20 protein-coding genes are annotated in these 17,645 nt (G+C 51.9%); 9 read left to right on the top strand and 11 right to left on the bottom strand.

Translation table 11 applies throughout. The features are described from left to right. Positions 1-9 precede the first annotated feature (9 nt). The 3 genes from nusB to ABD843_RS14495 form a co-directional block, all read right to left on the bottom strand. Positions 10-942 carry a transcription antitermination factor NusB gene (nusB, locus tag ABD843_RS14505; protein WP_345084613.1) on the bottom strand — a complete coding sequence of 311 codons (933 nt, stop codon included), beginning with the start codon at positions 940-942 and terminating at the stop codon, positions 10-12. Between the two features lie 163 nt (positions 943-1,105). Then, a complete protein-coding gene (gene rpsT / locus ABD843_RS14500; protein WP_345084610.1) occupies positions 1,106-1,357 on the bottom strand; it encodes a 30S ribosomal protein S20 in 252 nt (83 codons plus the stop codon). A gap of 133 nt (positions 1,358-1,490) precedes the next feature. Then, the gene (locus tag ABD843_RS14495) at positions 1,491-2,810 is read right to left on the bottom strand and encodes an NHL domain-containing protein (protein ID WP_345084607.1); all 1,320 of its coding nucleotides are present in this window, start codon (positions 2,808-2,810) and stop codon (positions 1,491-1,493) included. Positions 2,811-3,186: 376 nt separating this feature from the next. Here ABD843_RS14495 and ABD843_RS14490 point away from each other — a divergent pair, with 376 nt between their 5' ends. The 4 genes from ABD843_RS14490 to ABD843_RS14475 all read left to right on the top strand — a co-directional run bounded on the left by ABD843_RS14490 (position 3,187) and on the right by ABD843_RS14475 (position 6,066). After that, positions 3,187-3,627, top strand: coding sequence for a very short patch repair endonuclease (locus ABD843_RS14490; RefSeq protein WP_345084604.1), 441 nt, complete (start codon positions 3,187-3,189; stop codon positions 3,625-3,627). Between the two features lie 36 nt (positions 3,628-3,663). After that, positions 3,664-4,911 (top strand): DNA (cytosine-5-)-methyltransferase, encoded by a 1,248-nt coding sequence (gene dcm / locus ABD843_RS14485; RefSeq protein ID WP_345084601.1) that lies wholly within the window; start codon positions 3,664-3,666, stop codon positions 4,909-4,911. Positions 4,912-4,970: 59 nt separating this feature from the next. Then, positions 4,971-5,543 carry a Crp/Fnr family transcriptional regulator gene (locus ABD843_RS14480; protein WP_345084598.1) on the top strand — a complete coding sequence of 191 codons (573 nt, stop codon included), beginning with the start codon at positions 4,971-4,973 and terminating at the stop codon, positions 5,541-5,543. 76 nt (positions 5,544-5,619) lie between these two features. After that, positions 5,620-6,066, top strand: a complete 447-nt coding sequence (locus tag ABD843_RS14475) for a carboxymuconolactone decarboxylase family protein (protein WP_345084595.1) — start codon at positions 5,620-5,622, stop codon at positions 6,064-6,066. A gap of 16 nt (positions 6,067-6,082) precedes the next feature. Here ABD843_RS14475 and ABD843_RS14470 read toward each other — a convergent pair whose 3' ends face one another. Together ABD843_RS14470 and ABD843_RS14465 are read right to left on the bottom strand one after the other, a co-directional pair. Next, positions 6,083-6,757 (bottom strand): DUF2306 domain-containing protein, encoded by a 675-nt coding sequence (locus ABD843_RS14470; RefSeq protein WP_345084591.1) that lies wholly within the window; start codon positions 6,755-6,757, stop codon positions 6,083-6,085. 105 nt (positions 6,758-6,862) lie between these two features. Next, entirely contained in the window at positions 6,863-7,753 is an 891-nt protein-coding gene (locus ABD843_RS14465; RefSeq protein ID WP_345084588.1) for a LytR/AlgR family response regulator transcription factor, read from the bottom strand. Positions 7,754-7,859: 106 nt separating this feature from the next. Here ABD843_RS14465 and ABD843_RS14460 point away from each other — a divergent pair, with 106 nt between their 5' ends. Next, positions 7,860-9,914 (top strand): alpha-ketoacid dehydrogenase subunit alpha/beta, encoded by a 2,055-nt coding sequence (locus tag ABD843_RS14460; RefSeq protein ID WP_345084773.1) that lies wholly within the window; start codon positions 7,860-7,862, stop codon positions 9,912-9,914. Positions 9,915-10,089: 175 nt separating this feature from the next. Next, positions 10,090-11,283: a sensor histidine kinase gene (locus ABD843_RS14455; protein ID WP_345084585.1), complete on the top strand. Its 1,194-nt coding sequence runs from the start codon at positions 10,090-10,092 to the stop codon at positions 11,281-11,283. 13 nt (positions 11,284-11,296) lie between these two features. On the opposite strand, the gene rfbC is transcribed toward ABD843_RS14455, so the two are convergent. The 5 genes from rfbC to ABD843_RS14430 all read right to left on the bottom strand — a co-directional run bounded on the left by rfbC (position 11,297) and on the right by ABD843_RS14430 (position 15,165). Next, complete coding sequence (gene rfbC, locus ABD843_RS14450; protein WP_345084582.1) at positions 11,297-11,851, bottom strand: dTDP-4-dehydrorhamnose 3,5-epimerase; 555 nt, start codon at positions 11,849-11,851, stop codon at positions 11,297-11,299. Between the two features lie 9 nt (positions 11,852-11,860). Continuing rightward, the gene (locus tag ABD843_RS14445) at positions 11,861-12,988 is read right to left on the bottom strand and encodes a DegT/DnrJ/EryC1/StrS family aminotransferase (protein WP_345084579.1); all 1,128 of its coding nucleotides are present in this window, start codon (positions 12,986-12,988) and stop codon (positions 11,861-11,863) included. Between the two features lie 146 nt (positions 12,989-13,134). Continuing rightward, positions 13,135-13,551 carry a nucleoside-diphosphate kinase gene (locus ABD843_RS14440; RefSeq protein WP_425575763.1) on the bottom strand — a complete coding sequence of 139 codons (417 nt, stop codon included), beginning with the start codon at positions 13,549-13,551 and terminating at the stop codon, positions 13,135-13,137. Between the two features lie 107 nt (positions 13,552-13,658). After that, positions 13,659-14,201, bottom strand: coding sequence for an isopentenyl-diphosphate Delta-isomerase (gene idi, locus ABD843_RS14435; RefSeq protein WP_345084576.1), 543 nt, complete (start codon positions 14,199-14,201; stop codon positions 13,659-13,661). Between the two features lie 76 nt (positions 14,202-14,277). After that, positions 14,278-15,165, bottom strand: coding sequence for a MerR family transcriptional regulator (locus tag ABD843_RS14430; protein ID WP_345084573.1), 888 nt, complete (start codon positions 15,163-15,165; stop codon positions 14,278-14,280). Between the two features lie 258 nt (positions 15,166-15,423). Between ABD843_RS14430 and ABD843_RS14425 the strand changes: the two genes are divergently transcribed. Then, the gene (locus tag ABD843_RS14425) at positions 15,424-15,807 is read left to right on the top strand and encodes a VOC family protein (RefSeq protein WP_345084570.1); all 384 of its coding nucleotides are present in this window, start codon (positions 15,424-15,426) and stop codon (positions 15,805-15,807) included. Positions 15,808-15,891: 84 nt separating this feature from the next. Here the strand turns inward: ABD843_RS14425 and ABD843_RS14420 are convergent, their stop codons facing one another. Further along, the gene (locus ABD843_RS14420) at positions 15,892-16,560 is read right to left on the bottom strand and encodes a DUF1579 family protein (RefSeq protein ID WP_345084567.1); all 669 of its coding nucleotides are present in this window, start codon (positions 16,558-16,560) and stop codon (positions 15,892-15,894) included. A 329-nt stretch (positions 16,561-16,889) separates the two neighbouring features. Here ABD843_RS14420 and ABD843_RS14415 point away from each other — a divergent pair, with 329 nt between their 5' ends. Then, positions 16,890-17,048: a hypothetical protein gene (locus ABD843_RS14415; protein ID WP_345084564.1), complete on the top strand. Its 159-nt coding sequence runs from the start codon at positions 16,890-16,892 to the stop codon at positions 17,046-17,048. A gap of 144 nt (positions 17,049-17,192) precedes the next feature. Continuing rightward, complete coding sequence (gene dut, locus ABD843_RS14410) at positions 17,193-17,630, top strand: dUTP diphosphatase (RefSeq protein ID WP_345084561.1); 438 nt, start codon at positions 17,193-17,195, stop codon at positions 17,628-17,630. The last annotated feature ends 15 nt before the right edge of the window (positions 17,631-17,645 follow it).

Raw genomic sequence — 17,645 nt, 5'->3', positions numbered from 1 at the left:
TAGCTGTTTTTAGTCCTTGTTACGGTCTGTTTTGGTCACCAGGTCCTGTTTCACCAGGTCCTTCAGTATGTTATCCAGCACACCGTTCACGAACTGGCCGCTCTGCGGGGTACTGTATTGTTTGGCTATATCTATGTACTCGTTTATGGTCACCTTGGTAGGGATGGTAGGGAAATAGAGGAACTCGCATACGCCCATGCGCAGCAGCAGCATATCTATCACCGCCACACGCTCCTTATCCCAGTTGGTGAGCTTGGGGGTTATGAGTTCCATGCAATGTTCTCCGCGCTCCATTACGGCCTTCAGCAGGTCGTGGGCATACTCACGCTTCTCGGCAGAGAGCAGCCTTGAGAAATCGACCTTGGGATTGCCCCTGAAGAAATTCTGCATGAGCATGATGATGAGCTCATTATCGTCCTCCCAGCCCGGCAGCTCGTCGGTAAAGTGGCTCAGAGCATCTTCGCTGCCCAGCACCTCTTTCTCCCATATATGCTGCAGTATGGCCTTATCGGCCACGGGGGTGTGCTTCGCCGCATCGGTATACACGCTGTACTCTGCAGAGCGTGCCAGCTGGCCGAACACCTTTTTCACAAGGTCCTCATCTATATAGCGCTCCAGCTTGTTGTTCTTTATGCGCTCGTTGAAGCTCTTGTTGCCCATCATGAGCTGCACAAAGCTGCTGGTAGCTATACGGACATCTATGTTCTGGTCGCTGGATGTGGCAAGATAGCGCGAGGCGCGCTGGCGGGCATCCACATCGGCATACTGGGCTATACGCGCCACATACAGTACCGATATGGTGAACAGATCGAGCACCTGGCCCAGCTTGTTGTTGAGAACGGAAGCTGCTGCATCTATATCTCCCTGAGCACCGTTTTCCAGCGACGAAAGCGTATACAGCGTTTGCATCACCTTCACACGGATATTCCTGCGACTGATCATAATAGAAAAAGGGACCTTTTTTTTTAGAGGTGCAAAGGTACATAAAAGGTACCTTCAAAAAGTGGTTTCGGGGAACGTACAGCAAATGAACGCTATAACGTATGGGGCAAAAAATATCCGTCCCACACGGCGTGCGGGACGGACGAATATATTAAAAGCGGAATTACGCCATTGCGTTAACGCGCTTCACCAGGCCTGATTTCAGGTTGCTTGCCTTGTTCTTGTGTATCACATTACGCTTGGCCAGCTTGTCTATCATAGAGATGACCTTTGTCAGACCTTCCTGGGCAGCAGTTTTGTCGCTAGCCAAAAGTGTGCGTATCGCATTACGAGTTGTTTTTCCGTAATAACGGTTACGCTCACGACGTTTTTCACTCTGACGGACGTCTTTCTTGGTTGCTTTATGGTTTGCCATCTATTTCTAAAAATTTAAGGACTGCAAAGGTAAGGGAAATATTCTGAATACAAAAAATAAAAATCGGGTATTACTTCTTCTGGAGGCAAAAATACCGTTTTGTTCCATTGCTGCGAAGCGAAAATAACGCTGCCTACTGCTCCGATACCGAAAAACGCACCTTTTTGCTCTCCATACCCGGCTTGCGGAAGTCGAGGATATAATTGCCGGGAGCAAGCCCTGCGATACTTACCTGGAACGAGCGGCCCGTGACCGCCTGTTCGGACATCACTTTTTCGCTGGCATCCAGTATAGTGACCGATGTATATGTGCAATTATCTACCCTTATATAGTGTGCCGTTTGGCCCGGCGACACCTTCAGTTCGGCCCGAGGTACACCTACTGCGGCTACTTTGTGTATACGGCGGGTATTATCGCTATCAAAGTCTATTATGTAGAGGTTGCCATCATCATCTACGGCCACATCGCGGGGGTTGGTGAGGCTGATGGCCGTGGCAGGTGCACCATCGCGGCTATGGCCCTTACGCCCATTGCCTGCATAGGTACTGATGATACCTGCGGGGGTCACTTTCCTTACCACATGGTTGTTCTCATCAGCTATATAGAGGTTGCCCTCTCCATCTACGGCTATGCCCCTGGGCTCATGCAGCTTTGCAGCGGTCGCGGGCCCGCCATCGCCCTCATACCCCTTACTGCCATTGCCTGCCACAGTGGTAATGATACCTTCTGCATCTACCCGGCGCACCACATGGTTCTTCGTATCCGATATATACATATCACCATTCACGCCCGCGGCCAGGCCATAGGGCATGTTCAGCCTCGCTACCAGTGCAGACCCACGGTCGCCGGAGTAGCCCTTCAGGCCCGATGTACCTGCGTAAGTGACCATATAGCCATCAGGTGTCACCTTTAGTACTACCTGGTTCATCTCATCGGCTATGTACATATTGCCGTTGCCATCTATGGTCACGCCATTGGGATTGCCCATCCATGTAGCGGTAGCAGGCTTGCCGTCCCTGTTGTAGCCACATATCTTATTGCCGGCCACTATGGTATTGGTACCATCGGGCGATATACGGCGCACCACGCAGCCGTGGTACTGTGCTACATATATATTGCCCACCTTATCGGCAGCTATGCCATGAGGGTAGAGAATGGATGCCCCTTTCTCAGAGCCACGCTCGGCTGCGGAGAGGTCGCCAGAGCCCGCGAAGACCTTCATGCAGTCGTCGGTCTCTGATACCTTTAGCACGGCACCACTGTTCCACTCTGTGACGTATATATTACCGGTACCATCTACTGCAATACCGTTGAAGCTGCGAAGATCGAGGAAAGTATTATTGTCATTGGCAGAGGGAGTGGTGCAAATAGACCTGCTGATAGTGGTAATGACCTGTGCGTGTGCGCACACTACCATGAACAGACCCCATATCGCACAAAAGCAGTATCTCATCGGAACTACAAAAATACTTCATTTTTGCAGCATGAGGCGGAAGGTACATTTCAGATCTTCGCACGTCAGCCTCACCCCGACATTCGCATACAGGGCTCACCGAAGCCCCACCCGACCTCCCCATAGGGGAAGAGTTATTTCGTCCTCGCTTTCGCGCGGTTGTTATCTGGTAATATTATGCCACTGTTACTCTTGCATTTTGCCGGTGAGTAGCACGGTCCATCTCCTCCCCTTTGGGGAGGTCGGGTGGGGCTTCTGAAAGACAGTATGATCGTTGCGCCGCCGAGCCGGTGTTATCACTAAATATTATACGAAGTTTTGAAATGCACTCAGAAGGCAGAGCGCATATGGATAAAGGTGGGTAAATTTGAGATGCATGGAAGAAAGGCGATATAGCAGGGACAAACGATCGCCGACACCCAAGAACGCTAAGGTGTCGGAAGTGATGAGCGCCAACAAGGCCAGGAACACCACTCCTGAACTGGTACTGCGAAAGGCGCTGTGGGATAAGGGCATACGCGGCTACAGGCTGCACTATAAAAAGATACCCGGCAGACCCGATATAGCTTTCCCGGGCAGAAAGGTGGCCGTTTTTGTGAATGGTTGCTTCTGGCACCGCTGCCCGCATTGCAGCCACACACTGCCCAAGACCAATTCGGCCTTCTGGCAGGAGAAATTCGAGAAGAACGTGGCGCGCGATGCCCGGAAGGTGGCCGAGCTACAGGCACTAGGCTGGCAGGCGCTGACCATATGGGAATGTAAGCTAAAGGAAGATATCCACAATGTAGTGATACAGGTGGAAGAGGCCTTAAAATGATTTGGATCGGATGCCTGCCGAACCTATCTTTGTCGCATGCCGGGTAAAAAGGGCGAGATACGCACCATAGAGTTGTTCGCAGGGGTAGGCGGGTTCAGGATAGGCCTCGAGCGGTCGTCCGGCCGGTTCCATACTGTGTGGAGCAATCAGTGGGAACCCTCTACCAAAAAACAGGATGCATCTTTTGTATACACCAGCAGGTTCGGCACCGCCGGCCACTGCAACGAGGACATAGCCAAGGTACCTACCGCAGAGATACCCGACCACGACCTGCTGGTGGGTGGATTTCCCTGCCAGGACTACTCTGTGGCCCGCACACTGAACAAGGCCGCCGGGCTGGAAGGCAAAAAAGGCGTGCTATGGTGGGAGATACACCGCATACTGAAAGAGAAAGAACACAAGCCCAAATACCTTTTCCTGGAGAATGTGGACCGACTGCTGAAATCGCCGGCCACACAGCGGGGGCGCGACTTTGCCATCATGCTGGCATCGCTGGCAGACCTGGGCTATGTGGTGGAATGGCGTGTGATAAACGCCGCCGACCATGGTATGCCGCAGCGCAGGCGCAGGGTGTTCTTCCTGGGGTATCATAAAAGCACGCCTATATATAAGAAGGTGACCGCGCTGAAAGACCCTTTTGAATGGGTACTGGAAAAGGGTGTGATGGCAGAGGCCTTCCGGGTATCGGTGCCGGAAAGCGCACCCGACACCTTTGTGCTGGAGGGCGACCTGGCAGACCTGTCGGCGAACTTCAACAAGGGCACAGGCAAAAAAAGCCCCTTCCGCAACAGCGGTATCATGATAGACCGCAAAGTGTATACCCACGATGTGGATGCAATGTATGATGGCCCCGCTACCCTGCTGCGCGATATACTGTTACCAGCCGGCAGCGTACCGAGGTCGTTCTATATAGACCCCGACAGTATAGAGCAGTGGCAATACCTGAAGGGCGGAAAAAGCGAGAGAAGGATCAACAAGGCATCGGGCATAGCGTATAACTATGCAGAGGGCGCTATGGTGTTCCCCGACCCGCTGGACAGACCATCGCGCACCATCATCACCGGCGAGGGTGGCGCTGCACCATCGCGGTTCAAACATGTGATAAAGCAGCCGGGCAACAATAAGTACCGCAGGCTTACCCCCATAGAACTGGAACGCCTGAACATGTTCCCCGACGACCATACGGCCGGAGTATCGGACATAAAACGTGCCTTCTTTATGGGCAATGCATTGGTAGTAGGTGTTATAGAGCGCGTGGGCAAGGTACTGGCAGAGCGGATATGACCTGCAAGAAAGGCATTCGCCTGAAGAAAAATTACCAATGCGTACTAACTTAGCACATCATGTCGGCCGCACTGATAGCACATATAAGCAGGTATGTTCCCCTAAGTGAGGAAGACGCGCTGGCGATAGGGAAACGTACATCGACCACAACAGTAGAGAAAAAAGAATACCTGCTGAAAGAAGGGCAGGTATGCCGCTATAGCTACTTTGTAGAGAAAGGATGCCTGCGCATGTTCTTCATCACCGACAAGGGTACGGAACAGATAACACAATTCGCACTGGAAGGCTGGTGGATGGCCGATAATATGAGCTTGCTGCAGCAAGCGCCCTCGGGCTTTTGCATACAGGCCATAGAACCTGCCGAGGTAGTGTACATAGACCAGGCGCAGCAGGAAAGACTGATAAAAGAAGTACCACAAACGGAGCGCTACTTCAGAATAATGATGCAGTATGCGTTCGCGGCAGCACAGCAGCGGGTACGTTTTTTCCACGACCTGTCTAAAGAAGAAAGTTACCGCCACTTCGCAGACCGTTTCCCGGGCTTTGTGCAGCGCATACCACAATACATGCTGGCATCCTACCTGGGCATTACCCCCGAATACCTGAGCGAGATAAGAAAAAAGATACGCTGACCGCTCATTTCTTAAACCAGTTTAATTTTTAGGCGCAGCGCCCTGTATAGTTTTGCATCTGTAAAAACGATACAAAATGAGCAACAGGATCAACATTGCGCACGAAGCGCCGGAAGCCTACAAGGCCATGATGGGCCTCAGTAAATTCGTAGAGGCCACACAGATACCCCACCTGCAAAGGGAGCTGATAAAGATAAGGGCATCACAGATGAACGGATGTGCCTTCTGTATAGACATGCATACCAAAGATGCCCGCAAGTATGGAGAGACCGAACAGCGCATATACCTGCTGAACGCCTGGCGCGAGACCGACCTGTATACCGAAGAAGAACGCTGTATACTGGCCATGACAGAAGAGATAACACTGGTAAGTGAACGGGGGCTGACAGAAGAGACCTATACCTGGGCTACCCGCCTGTTCGAAGCGACATATATAGCCCAGATAATAATGACCATCGTTACCATAAACGCATGGAACAGGATAGCTGCGCCTACACATTTGCCCATACTTCATACTGCCTAAGGGTAAATATACCCGCTCACTCTGTGGTGGCAGGCGTATGGGCTCTCCGGGGCCTTATACGCGCTATGCTTCTGCTTATGAGCACGCTACCTACGGCCGTGGGTGCCAGCCATACCACCCAGCCGGGCGAGAAATGAACATTGACCACCAGCAGTGCGGTAACAGTAGATATATAGGCGCCACCCATGGCGCCTATATGCCTTGGCAGCCATACCTTGTTATTATGAGGGGTAAAGTTGCGTGGGTCGGCGAGCAACTGCAGATCGCGCAGGCAATAGAGCAGCAATATGAAACCAAAGACCTGCAATACCGAAAATGCAGGGCCGCTATGTGTGCTATATTGGTACAAAGGGTAGCCCAGCATAACTGTGCCCGTAGCCAGCCCTATGTATGCGGCCAGCTTGTCCTTGAGCGCGGGTGTGTAGGGCGCTTTGAGGCGCTTGTACCATATGGCCTTCCGGCCGGAGTATACCAAGTAGAGGGCAAAGATGCCTATGGAGAGTAGGAAGGGGTTCCATTTCATTACCGACATTATGACAGCGCTAAGGGCCGTGCCATACATAGATGCGTAGTAGGTGAGCCCTGCGCCGGTATGCACTCCCCTGCCCTTGCGTGCCAGTATAGCGAACATCCCCGAAACAAGGGCCACAGTAGCAGCTATCACATGTATGACCAGAAGTATCTTGTGCATATCATTTTTTGCAGCAAAGGAACCTTACCTACTGTACGCATACAAAAAAATGGGGTGTGGGGCAATATTATGGGGCAGATGGCATGCTATGGGGCCATCGGCAAGCTATGACGGGGCATTCAGCAGTTGTTTTATGCCCGCTACAGAGGTACGCGATACGGGAATGACCACATCGGTACCGTGCAGCGACAGCTTCAGCCCCTGGGCATTGCCGCTGACGGCGGCTATCTTATCGAGGTTCACTATGAAGGAACGGTGGCAGCGTACTACCCTAGTAGTGCCGGTCAGCTTATCTTCCAGTGTCTTTAGTGTTTGCCGTATCACCGCCGTTCTGGCAGTGCCTTTATCCATATAGCACACCTTTATATAATTATCCGCACTCTCGGCATATAGCAGATCGCCTACCGCAAAGGAGATACTATCGTATGCCGTATCGGAGGCGATAGTGATATAGGAAGAGGCCTGGGCAGCGGCGACAGTGACCTGCGCTACAGGTGTATGCAGTGGTAGATGCCGGTTCATCTCGGCGGCCATGCGCAGGTTCATACGCAACAGGCGATTGTGCCTGAACAGCAGCAGCATGACGAATGGCAGGAAACCTACGCTAAAGGTGGCGAACAGGGAAAAGAGGAAACGGTTCCAATTGAGGCTGAAATGGAAGGTACAGGACGAATACAGGAAATTGACCACGCAGATGGTCATGAAATTGAGGAAACCGAAGAAGAACATGTCCTTCAGCAGGGTCCAGCGGGTGCGGTCGTAGAAGCGGGGGAACAGGGTGGGCAGCAATACGCCATTTACCGCCACTACCGCAAAGGTGATGATGCCGTACCCCACCAGTATAGTGGTCTTGCGGAAGCCCCCGGGCACGGTGTTGAGGCCAAAGGGCTCGAATATGATAAGAAAAAGCGCTATGACCGTACCCAATGCCGCTGCTACCAGCAGGGTATCCCTTTTGCAGGGCATGGGATGCAACTGACCTAACGACCGGAACATAGCGACACGAATATAATAGATAATACGGAGTACAGGCCATGCCACACCACCGCACAGCAGCCCGGGGCCCTGTATAATTCCCCTTTAAAACTTACTTTTGCGCTCCATGCTCTCCAAAGAACTACTGCTACGGGCGTACCGCCTGATGATGACCGCAAAGGCAATGGCCGACATCTATGATGCCAACCGCCAGGTATGTAAATATGTACACAGCACATCGCGCGGGCACGAGGCCATACAACTGGCCACGGCCCTGCAACTGCAGCCCAGCGACTGGGTGAGCCCCTACTACCGCGATGAGAGCATAATGCTGGGTATGGGCTACCGCCCCTACGAGCTGATGCTGCAACTGCTGGCCAAGGGTGACGACCCCTTTACCGGCGGCAGGGAGTACTATAACCACCCCAACTCGCGCAGGGAGGGTTTTCCCGGTATCATACACCAGAGCAGCGCCACAGGTATGCAGGCCATACCTACCACGGGTATAGCACAAGGCATACAATACCGCGAAAAGATGGGATTGAGCACTTACGCCGCTCCGCCCGTAGTGATATGCTCGCTGGGCGATAGCAGCGTGACCGAGGGAGAGGTGAGCGAGGCGTTCCAGTTCGCGGTGTTGCACGAACTGCCCATCATATACCTGGTGCAGGATAACGACTGGGGCATATCGGTAAGCAGCGATGAGGCGCGCACCAATGACGCCTACGAATATGCTGCGGGCTTCAAAGGCATGGAGCGCATGCGGGTGGATGGCAGCGACTTCGAGGCATCGTACAAGGCGATGGAAGCAGCCATACACTATGTACGCGAGTACCGCAAGCCCATGCTGGTACATGCCAAAGTGCCCCTGCTGGGCCACCATACATCGGGCGTGCGCAGGGAGTGGTACCGCACGGCCGCGGACCTGGCCAAGCATACCATAGATGACCCGGGGCCGAAGCTGAGAAAAAAACTACAGACCGAACATAAGGTAAGCAAGGCCGAGCTGGACAAGATAGAAGAGGAAGAAAGGGCCTATGTGCAAGCGGAGTTCGATGCGGCAGTGGCTGCGCCCGACCCCGACCCGCGTACAGTGGCAGAACATGTATATGCGCCATCGCCAGTGACGGAAGAAAAAGGCGACCGCTGCCCCGAGGGACGCGAGAAGGTGGTAATGGTAGATGCCGCACTGCATGCCGTGGAAGAGATACTGCAAGACCATCCGGAAGCGCTCTTCTACGGGCAGGATGTGGGCCGCAGGCTGGGTGGTGTGTTCCGCGAAGCGGCCACACTGGCCGACAAGTTCGGCGATGACCGCGTGTTCAACACCGCCATACAGGAGGCATATATAATAGGCTCTACCGTAGGTATGAATGCCGTGGGGCTGAAACCTATAGTAGAGGTGCAGTTCGCCGACTACATATACCCCGGGCTGAACCAGTTGGTTACAGAGATAAGCAAATCGTGCTACCTGAGCTGTGGCAAATTCCCGGTATCCATGATACTGCGTGTGCCGATAGGCGCATATGGCGGCGGCGGTCCCTACCATAGCGGCAGTGTGGAAAGCACACTGGCCACCATAAAGGGTATCAAGATAGCCTACCCCAGCAATGCTGCCGATATAAAGGGCCTGATAAAAGCGGCCTACTACGATGGCAACCCTGTAGTGATGCTGGAACATAAGGGCCTGTACTGGAGCAAGGTACCCGGCACCGAGGACGCTAAGACCGTAGAGCCTGACAGGAACTATATAGTGCCCTTCGGGAAGGGGAATGTGGTGCTGGCCGCTGATGAAGAAGCCGTAGAGAATGGAGAGACCCTCTGCATCATCACCTATGGCATGGGCGTATACTGGGCCAAAAATGCGGCCAAACAGTACCCCGGCTGTGTAGAGATAATAGACCTGCGTACCATATACCCGCTGGACGAAAAGCTGGTGTACGATACGGTAAGGAAACATGGCAAATGCATAGTGCTGACAGAGGAGCAACTGCGCAATTCTTTCTGTGAAGCACTGGCCGGCCGTATAGCCCAGAACTGCTTCAGCAGCCTTGATGCCCCTGTGATGACAATAGGCGCACTGGACCTGCCCGCCGTACCCATGAACATGGGGCTGGAAGCGGCCATGCTGCCCAGTGCAGACAAGGTGGCTACAAAAATAGGAGAGCTGCTTGCCTGGTAGATCGCACCACCATAGCTAAAGAAATTTAGCTTTTCGACGCTTTCGTTAAACAGCGGGATACATTATATTTGTATCAATGCTGCAGGTCGTTAATGAACTTATCAATTCCGGGGTAACTTCTGAGACCCCCTTCAATGAAAAGGTACGGTTACGCGGTCTGAACCTAAGTCTGCTCATGAGCTCGAAGCTGGTGATAGCCAGCATATTCGTGGGCATGGACTCCCGCCCATTCGTATGGAACCTTATAATACTGGTACCTATATTGCTGCTACCTGTATGGCTCAATCATAAAGGCCAGATAAGTGCCGCCAGGTACTTTACCGTACCCACCATCTGCGTATGGCTCATACATGCCGCTACCGGCTTTGGGCCTGCCATGGGGTTAGAGAACTACCTGTATGTAGTACTGGTAGGTGTGCTGGTGCTGGAGACAGATACCCGGTGGCGCTACACAAATGTGATAATGATAGCGCTGGGGCTGATATTCGTGAAGCTGTACAATACCTATGGCACGCCCTATTATTCTGCCCCCTCGCTCTCGCGCTACTTCTATATCGCCAACATCATTATCACTTGCCTGTTCATAGCCCTCATATGCCGCTCTATGCTGAACGATACGCATACCGAGCAAAGGGCCATGACGGAAAAGAAACGCAAGCTTGCAGAGTCGAACGCACTGCGCGATAAACTCTTCTCCATGATAGCGCACGATATAAAAAGCCCGTTACATAGCCTGCAGGATATGCTGTATGCGCTGGAAAGTGGCCTGATGTCGAAGACGGACCAGAAAGTGCTGATAAATGAGCTGCGACAGAAAACAGATGTATCCAGCAAGACCCTGTCATCCTTGCTGGACTGGGCATCGCTGCACTACCGGCAGCAGACATCGGCAATAGGCAAGAAGGAGACCATATTCGACCTATATGAAGTGACCGATCATCTTGCGATATTATATGATGATATGCTTCGCAAAAAACAGATAACACTGGAGAACGAGATACACCCGGGCAGCACTATCTATGCCGATAAGGAACAGGTACTTTTCATATTAAGGAACCTGATAGGCAATGCGGTGAAATACAGCGAGACAGATGGATCGGCACGAATATCTCTATCGGCAGAGAAAGACAATAATAACACGAACATAACCATAAAGGACAATGGTATAGGTATGGGCGCCGGACAGGTAGACACGTTATTCACAACGGACCACAAGCGGTCTGCCACCGGCACTATAGGCGAAAAAGGAACCGGGCTGGGACTGATATTCTGCAACGAGTTCGTAACACAGCATGGCGGCACCATGAATGTGGTAAGCGAACTAGGCAAAGGCACTGAGATCACCTTTACCATACCTCATAAACAATAATGGGTCCTGTATACTATTCGTAAAGGTTCACCGCATCCTTCAGCAGGGGCTGCTTCTGGTCTTTCTCTGAAATGATGGCCTTTGAGATATCTATCTTCCAGTCTATGGCCAGGGCAGGGTCGTTGAAGTAGACACCACCCTCAGCGGCCTTGTCGTAGAAATTATCGCATTTGTAGAACACCTCCGACGTTTCGCTAAGTACTGCATAGCCATGGGCAAAACCATGGGGAATGAGGAACTGCAGCTTGTTCTCTGCCGAAAGCTCTACCCCATACCACTGCCCATAGGTCTTGCTGCTTTTGCGAATGTCCACTACTACATCCCATATGCGGCCTTCCAGTACGCGTATCAGCTTTGCCTGGGGTGTGGGGTGGTTCTGGTAATGCAGACCGCGCAGCACGTTCTTCACAGAGCGCGCCTGATTGTCCTGGCGGAAAGCGGTATCATAGCCTGTGAGGGCCTCCAACTGGCGCATATTATAGCTTTCGAAGAAATAACCACGATCGTCGCCATGTACCTTGGGTTCCAGTATCAGCAGTCCTTCCAGGGGGGTCTTAATAACGTTCATAAGCGCTCTTTATGCTAAGATATCCAATAAATTGCCGGTTATGTATTCCAGTTCTTCCTTGCTCAGTTCGGTATGCATGGGCAGCGATATGACACAGGCATTGAGCGCTGCGGTAACAGGCAGGTAGGCATCGGCCGTACCATAGCTCTCCAGCATCTTCTGCTTGTGGCTGGGCACAGGATAATAGATCATTGATGGTATGCCCTTTTCGGCCAGCTTCTTGCTAAGGGTATCGCGGTCGTATCCTGTTACTTTCAAAGTATACTGGTGAAAAACATGATACGCATAGGGTGCGCGATATGGTACGGTCAGCTTCGGGTGACCTTTGAAGGCATTGTCGTAGAAGTCGGCAGCGGCACGGCGTGCAGCGCAGTACTCATCCAGGTGCGGCAGCTTCACGCGCAGTATGGCTGCCTGTATGGTATCGAGGCGGCTGTTGCAGCCCACCATCTCGTGATAGTATTTTACCTTCTGCCCGTGGTTGGCTATCATCTTCAGCTTTTCGGCCATGGCATCATCGTTGGTGAAGATGGCGCCACCATCGCCATAGCAGCCCAGGTTCTTCGACGGGAAGAACGATGTGCAGCTTATGAGGCCCATAGAGCCTGTCTTTACCGTACGGCCATCGGGGAAGGTATAAGTGCCGCCTATGGCCTGTGCATTGTCTTCTATCACAGGTATACCATGCTCATTGGCTATGGCCAGTATGGCATCCATATCGGCACACTGGCCGTAGAGGTGTACGGGTATTATGGCCTTGGTATTCGGCGTTATGGCCGCCTTCATAGATGCCGGATCCATGGTAAAGGAATCGGGATGTACATCTACGAAAACAGGCTTCAGGCCCAGCAGTGCCACTACCTCTACAGTAGCTATGTAGGTGAAGGAAGGCGTGATGACCTCATCGCCGGGCTTCAGGCCCAGCGCCATGAGGGCTATCTGCAATGCGTCAGTACCATTGGCGCAGGGTATCACATGCTTTACGCCTACATAAGCGGCCAGCTCATCGGCCAGCAGGCTCACATCCTTGCCTCCTATAAAAGCGGTGTTGTCTATAACATTCTGTATCGCAGCGTCTATCTGTGGCTTTATCTTGCCGTACTGACGCTTGAGGTCTACCATCTGCAGGTTCTGCATTCGTAAGTTGATTTGAACGGCTGCGAAGTTACATCATTTGCACATGCAGGTATACCGTGCCACGGGTAATTTTGGCAAGGCCCGGATATAAAAAAGATACCCGGACAAAAGCCCGGGTATCTGCTATATGAGGTACTGGTATGAACTTAGAACCTTTCGAGGCCGCTGAAGAAGAAGTTGCCTTCTATAGCAGCGTTCTCATCGCTGTCAGAGCCATGTACGGCGTTCTCGCCTACCGATGCAGCATACTTCTTGCGGATGGTACCTTCCTCGGCCTGGGCGGGGTTGGTAGCGCCTATGAGCTTGCGGAAGTCGGCCACGGCATTGTCTTTCTCCAGTATGGCAGCCACTATGGGGCCGCTGCTCATGAACTGTGTAAGCTCGCCATAGAAGGGGCGCTCGGCATGCACTTCGTAAAATTTCTCGGCCTGCTGGCGGCTGATGTTGAGGTATTTCATAGCCACGATGCGGAAACCTGCGGCATTGATCATCTGGAGGATGTTGCCGATGTTACCTGCTTTTACAGCATCGGGCTTTATCATTGTGAACGTTCTATTGGACATAATTTTTATTTGACGCCGCGAAATTACAGCAAAAACATATCGTGCGGTTAACTTAAATGTTAAAAAATGCAGAATAGGCCAACGATATAGCCGACGGGCCGAACGCCCTAGGGCCTTATACCGTGCTGCATGGTACCGAAAAGCTCGCTGCCGCGGTCGGCCATGCATATCCTGAACCACGCGGTATACTGCTCCGGCTCTTGCTGCAGGCTTGCCATAAGGTCGCTTTGGGGTACATACCGCCAGGCGGCCACCTCTGCAGGGTCAGGATCGGGCGCTGCATCGTACAGGCCTACGAACACATGGTCGAACTCGTGCTCTGTAAGGCCATTGCCCATATCGGCCTTGTAGAGAAAGGTATATGCCGGTATCAGCAGGCAGCGTATACCCATCTCTTCGTACAGCCTGCGTTCAGCAGCTTCAATGGGGCTTTCGCCGGGCAGCGGATGGCCGCAGCAAGTATTCGTCCATAAAAGGCCGGAATGGTATTTTACAGCCGCACGCTGCTGCAGCAGTAGTTTATTGTGCGAACTGAAAATGAACACAGACACGGCCCTGTGCAACGCGCCTGTCACATGCACTTCCATTTTGCCTGCTACTCCTATTTCCCTGTCCTGGTCGTCTACCAGCACTACTTGTTCTGTGGTCATATATAAGGGTCGTCTCTGTAATGAGGTCGTGTTCGTGTATGTTTTGTTTATTTTTCTGTTTCAGCAACAAAACAAGCTATAACAGCTCCAGTGTTTCGGCCATTGAAAGCACATCTTTCAACCTGTGTACATTGGGCGGAAGATCGCTTATGTGCTGCAGCAGATCGGTATCGCCGGAGAAGTAAACAGCAGTGCCGTTATGAACCGCATATTCGCCCAGCAGCATCCGTATCTCTTTTTCGGGACGCGGTGCTATGAAAAGAGTGAATATGGCATGAGGCCTTACACCCTCCACTACTTTCTCCAGATCGGCAAGCGGTACGCTCTGCCCCAGGTAAACGGTCTCGAAGCCATGTGCCCGCAACATATAATTTGCGAAAAGCAGCCCTATCTCATGCCATTCATCGGGCGGAAGAAAGAGCAGGAACTTTTTGTCTCTTTTTGCGGGTGCCAGCAGGCCATCGATAGCCGCCATCAGCTTGCGCCGCACTATGCACGATGCAAAATGCTCTTGTATGGGCGCGGTCTTATTGATGCTCCACAGCACACCCACCTTTACCAGGAAGGGGTACACCACCATCACCATAGCATCGTACAGGCCCATGCGCAGCACGGCGGCAGAGAATATGCGCTCGAAGCCCTGCTCGTCGTAAGAGAGCATGCTGGTGACCAGGTCGTTGACATAACCGGTATGCGCATGCACATTATTGCGGTCAGGCGCTCCGTTCTCTATGTTCTTATATATCTCCTCATCATTGAGCGCTGCTATCTTCGATATCTTATGCCCGTAAGAAAGCAATGTGGTCACATTCAGCAACTTGCGCACCTGGTCGTCGTCGTAGTACCGCCGATTGGTATCCGTACGGTATGGTCTTATGAGGCCATACCTTTTCTCCCATATCCTTATGGTATGGGCTTTTATACCTGTGAGCCGCTCTAGATCGTTTATCTGGTATGCGCCCAATTGTTTAAAATATTTGCAACAAAAATAAACAAAACACTTAGAAAGGACAAAATGCCGGTCTGAAAAATGTCGTTTTTGTACAAGACGAATAATGCTACCGGCTCTAAGTTTGCCATATGATACCGCTGATGGAGAGTATGTAACGAATAGGTATTTTCAGGGGGGATCTTATATACCCCTTCCCTAAAATGTGTTATATTCGTATATTACATATCCTTCAGCAAAGAACTATTCTTAACAACTAAAAACAAATACAACATGAACGGAAACGTGAACGCCCTCAACTGGTTCGAGATATCGGTGACCGATATGGCCAGGGCAAAAAAATTCTATGAGACAGTATTCGGCGTGAAGATGGATGAGGCCGAAATGATGGGCATGAAGATGGCTTTCTTCCCATCGGACCCCACAAGCGGCAAAGTATCGGGCGGGCTGGTACAGGGCGAGGGTTATGCCCCCAGTATGGATGGCGCAAAGATATACTTCAACGGTAACCCCGACCTGAATGTGGCGCTGGGCCGCGTAGAGGCCGCCGGCGGAAAGGTGCTGATGCCCAAGACCCACATATCGCCCGAGATAGGTCATATGGCCTTCTTTGCCGACAGCGAAGGCAATGCTGTGGCCATGCACTCTAACAACTAGCATTGGCTGTACCCGACCACATTACAATAACGGAGATGGCCGCAAGGGTCCATCTCCGTTATGCATTTATGAATATTGCAACAGTTAACGCTTGGCAAAGCGTATCTCCATGGTCTTGTACTCCCTGCCATTTTCGGGCGTCTCGTACATTTCCATTACCTGTGTATTCTCATCCAGGTTCTTGGTTATCTGGCGCATACCCTTTTGCCGGCAGGTAGCGGGGTCCATGCATTTGCCTACCATTTCGGTAGAGTTGCTATTGGCATCGTATGCGCCTTCCAGGTACAATATACCGGTACCCATATTATCTATCCATGTATTTACGAACATCTTCTTGGCATTGTCGTAGGCCACATAGCCTATACCTTCGAACTCTGTTCCGTTCACATTGCCCTTATATATGGACTGCTGGTAGCGCCCGCCCAGTACCATTTTCATTTCGCAAGTGCCTTTGGTAACGGTGGGAGTGGCGCCCTCGTGGTCCCAATAGGTCATAGATGTTTCCCACCGGCCCTCTGATGCCGCAAGCTCCTTATGCTCGGGGCCCGGGGTCATATTTTTGATGGCGGCCTCTGTGGGATCCATGGTCAGGGTATTCACCTCTTGCGATAGCGGCGTGGCCTTTGTTTCATCCTTAGAGGTCCTTTCCGATGTGGTGGCCAGCTCTGCACCCTGTGGCATGTTAGCGGCCTCGTCTTTGCATCCTGTCATGGCAGCGATGATGGCGGAGAACAATAAGATGTACTTTCTCATAGTGCATAGTTTTTGGTACACACAAGTTACTACGGTGTCGGGGGCACATTATTATTGAATTATTTAAGTTTCTTGTATAATTACTATATATATAATGCCCTACATCATATACGGCTGGTGGATAACACAATAGAGGAAACGGTAGATAGGCGAAGCTAAATGCTAATTCGGCAGCGGTGTACAGAACTGACATAAGTGCGCTATGAGCGGGCCTTTTGCCATAAAAAATGGGCATGATGCCTGCATTATTGAGAAAATGAGAAAAAAATGCCGATATTAGCTGCCATCTACAGAAAACGGACTCATTCATCAACATACATAATGTCCTTATGAAGTACAAGATACTGCGTATAATAGCCTTGATAGTACTGATGGCCAACCTGAGTAGCTGCTACATGGGCACCTGGGCCAGGTACAGGCACAAGGGCCATTATGTACACAAAAAGAAGTACAGGTCTTACCACAAACACCACAACAGGGATTGGTAAGCCTATAGCTACAGCGCCGCCCTCTGGCGTTGCGGCATTCTTTTTTCTTTGCACAGAGATCCCCCATATCCACCGCCCGGCGTAGTACGCCTGTGCCGGTATGTCTCTTTTACCCGGTAATTGGTATTACCTTTGTCACCCGAAATGATACAAGTACAGATCATCAACCGATCGCCGCACCCGCTACCGGCATACCAGACCGCGGGCAGCAGCGGCATGGACCTGCGTGCATGGCTGCAGCAACCTGTGACACTGCGCCCGCTGGAGCGTGCCGTTATTCCCACAGGCCTGTACATGGCCCTGCCTGTAGGCTATGAGGCCCAGGTGCGCCCCCGCAGCGGTATGGCTATAAAAAGGGGCCTTACCGTAGTAAATACCCCCGGCACCATAGACAGCGACTACCGTGGCGAGATAATGGTGGGTATCATCAACCTGTCGGGCGAGGAGCAGACCATAAACGATGGCGAGCGCATAGCCCAGATGGTGATAGCTGAATACACTACCGTAACATGGGAACAGAGCGAGGAACTGGATGAGACGGTGCGTGGCGCAGGTGGCTTTGGCCACTCTGGAGTGAACTGATGCGTCACTACCCTT

The organism is Nemorincola caseinilytica, assembly GCF_039540515.1.
In the GTDB taxonomy this organism is placed as follows: domain Bacteria; phylum Bacteroidota; class Bacteroidia; order Chitinophagales; family Chitinophagaceae; genus Nemorincola; species Nemorincola caseinilytica.
Note: the sequence above shows the minus strand (reverse complement) of the source record. Positions and strands in the feature narration are given on the sequence as shown.